The 2,816-nt window shown below is 68.4% G+C and carries 2 protein-coding genes; one reads left to right on the forward strand and one right to left on the reverse strand.

Translation table 11 applies throughout. The features are described from left to right. Window positions 1-1,542 (reverse strand): hypothetical protein (locus FJY88_13215; GenBank protein ID MBM3288286.1); only part of this gene is annotated, 1,542 nt, incomplete at its 3' end. A 629-nt stretch (window positions 1,543-2,171) separates the two neighbouring features. On the opposite strand from FJY88_13215, the gene FJY88_13220 reads away from it, so the two are divergent. Next, window positions 2,172-2,816: hypothetical protein (locus tag FJY88_13220; GenBank protein ID MBM3288287.1), on the forward strand; the 645-nt coding region annotated here is incomplete at its 3' end.

Here is a 2,816-nt window from a genome sequence, read left to right on the forward strand (position 1 = left end):
TCTCGCTGGGGCGAGGATCGTCGGCTTGATGCGGCCGTCATCCGTGGGACCGCGGCTTGAGGAAGTATAGATGGTGTTGGCTGAAGTGCCGTTCATGCTCCCGCCCGCCGTCATGCAGTTCTTGGCGGACGCCGGGCTGCCCACCGTATTGCCGCCCGGACCGTTGTTGCCGCATGAGTGGACTTCGAGGAAGTCGGGGTGGTTGTAGATGAACTGGTCGAGCGACATGGCTTGCGCGTCGTACGCGCCGCCGACGGGATTGCCCCAGCTGTTGCTCATCACGCGCGCCGCGCCGGCGGAGTTGCCGTTGTAAGGTGTGATGAGGGAGAGGTTCAGGTCGGTCGGCACGAACACGCCAGGCTGGGAGGGCCCGCCGGCGTCGAGGAAATAGATCTTGGCCTTCAAAGCCATCCCGTCGCGGGCGCTCGTTCCGTTCGGCGAATCGTCGCCCGCGTCGGTGCAGGAAGTGTGCGTGCCGTGATACTGGTTGCCTGCGTCGTCGCCGAAGACGATCTCCGGCGTCTCGATCGCCTTCTGGTAGGCGATGATCTTCCTGTGCGTCGGATAGTTGCCGAAGTTGGTGAGCGGAACGGCCGCATCGTAGAACTGGTAGTGGGTTGTCCGGATGCCGCTGTCGGCGAGGCTAACGATCTGGCCCTGACCCTGGATTCCCTGCGTCCAGATCCGACGGTTTCCGTTGATGTTGGTCTGAATGACCCACTGGCACAGGTCATTGTCCCAGACCGGACGGGTGTAGGGCTCGATCCACGCGATCTCCCGGATCTGGGCGATCGAGGCGAGGCGGGCCGTGTCGATCTCCGCCCTGATCATCTTGTTCACCCCGCTGTCGGTCGTCTCCAGGATCCTGCCGCCCGCCGCGGAGACCGCCTCGGCCGCCGCGTCCAGGGACTCTCCCGGGTAGACGAGCAGCGTCATCTGCGCCGGACCCCGCTCGCTCATCCGGGAGTCCCTGCTCAGCTTGTACGCAGGCTCATAGAGGCCCACCCACGAGACACGGGACTCTCTCGCCAACCGAGCCTTCGCGTCGCCGCTCAGGGAGCAGAGGAACGCGTAGTCGGGGACGTAGTTCACGATCGCGCCTCCCTGCGACTCGATCAGCGCGCGATCCTCCTGCGTCACGGGGCCCCGAAACTGGACGATAAAGTAGCCCCGCTCGGCCCCGATCGGGGGAGTGGATCGCAGATCGGAAGGGATCTCTCCTTCCCAACCCTCGACCGACGGATCCAGCTCGAATCCGGCCGCGAGCCGGATCAGAGCCGGGCCACCGGCCGGCTCGGGATGAAACCGCCCGCTCGCTGTCTCCCAGATTGGGGTCTTCGCGCCCGGGGGAAGGCCCCGGAGCCCGGCCTGATCGGCGGTGACGCCGAGGGAGCCGCCGACATCCCCGGCGGGCCTGGAAGCAAGGGCGGCCGTGGCGAAGAAGCAGGCGGCCAGCGCAAGGACGCCCGTGAGGGCGATCGCCGTGCGCATCGGCCGCGAGCCGCTGGCCATGAGTCGATTGGCGTTAGCTGATCGGAACATGATTCCTCCCGTCCTCGAACCGGACGCTCGGGGTCGACATGAGATGCATCCCCGCTGGCAATCAACAGCCTCAGCGGCTCCGATGCCGCCCGACGCTGGTCCCGCCGCGGGGCAAGATCGTTGATGTGTCAATTGTACCTGATTCCTTGCCCCGTAACAAGTTTCCCGCATCTCTTCAGCCCGACCGCAGAACGCCACGGAAGAGCGGAGATCCGGCGCCCAGACGCCGATGAGGCCGGGCCTGTTCCCTGCAGCCGCCGCCGCTTCGCGCCGAGGCGAGCGCCCCGCGCCCGCCTCCGTCCGCCGCCGGCGGCTTCTGGACAGTGTGGCGTCCGGGCCCCGACGCAGCGGAGTCGATAGGCCTGTGACCGCTGGAGGCGATGTCGGGGCCGCTCTCACGCGGCGCGCCAGAGAGCCGGCGTCAGTGCGCCTTCAACCCGACGGATCGAGAGCGCGGCGATCTGGCCCGACACTTGCTCGAGCACCCACGCCCGCGTCACCGACTGCACGGAGGTCACATGCCGTTCAGGAGACGCCGGCTCCTTTTGCCATCTCCCGCTTTGTTGTCGCTCATCGCCTTTCTGGCAGCGTGCATTGGCGGATCCGTCTCGGAGGCCAGCCTGCCCTGGATGGAGTGGCGAGACCCGCAGGCCGCGAACAACCTTGATCGATTCCCGAGCGAGAATGCCCCGGGGTGGATCGACGTCGTATTCCCGTCGGCGCACCGGGGGACCGGCGGCTCTCTCGGGCTCGTGGCCTGGGACGAGGACGGCGCATCGCCCCTCAAGATCCTCCACGACCCCGCGCCACCGCTCGGTCGAAAGCCAGTCTGGACGGAGGACCCGCCCGAGGATGGGCGGAGCGGGCCCCCGGGGTACTGCCGTTTCCGAGCAGTGGAGGCGCTCGATGGGGAGCTACGCGTCGCTGTCCGCGTTGCGGTCCCCGGTCCCGAGCGGCCGCTCCGGATCGAGCTGGCCTGGTCCGTCTTGGAGTCGGTCGGACGATCCGACACGCTGGAAGGCGCGCGCGGATCGATTCCCTCCCTCTCCGTCCTGGGCGGCCCGGCCGCGATTCGCCGCAGCCCCGTCGTCCACGCCCTGGCGCCGCGCGCCCTCGAACCCGGGCGCGCCCTGGAAGTCCTGGGCGCGGGCGTCGACCGGGTGCGGACTTTTGCGCTCCTCGACGCGCGCCAGACCTCGTGGAGCCTCGCCCCGATCGGGAACCCCACGGAGGCGCGAGCCCGTGTGAGGCTTCCCGCGGCGATGCCAGCGGGG

It is taken from the genome of Candidatus Eisenbacteria bacterium (assembly GCA_016867495.1).
Taxonomy (GTDB): Bacteria; Eisenbacteria; RBG-16-71-46; order CAIMUX01; family VGJL01; genus VGJL01.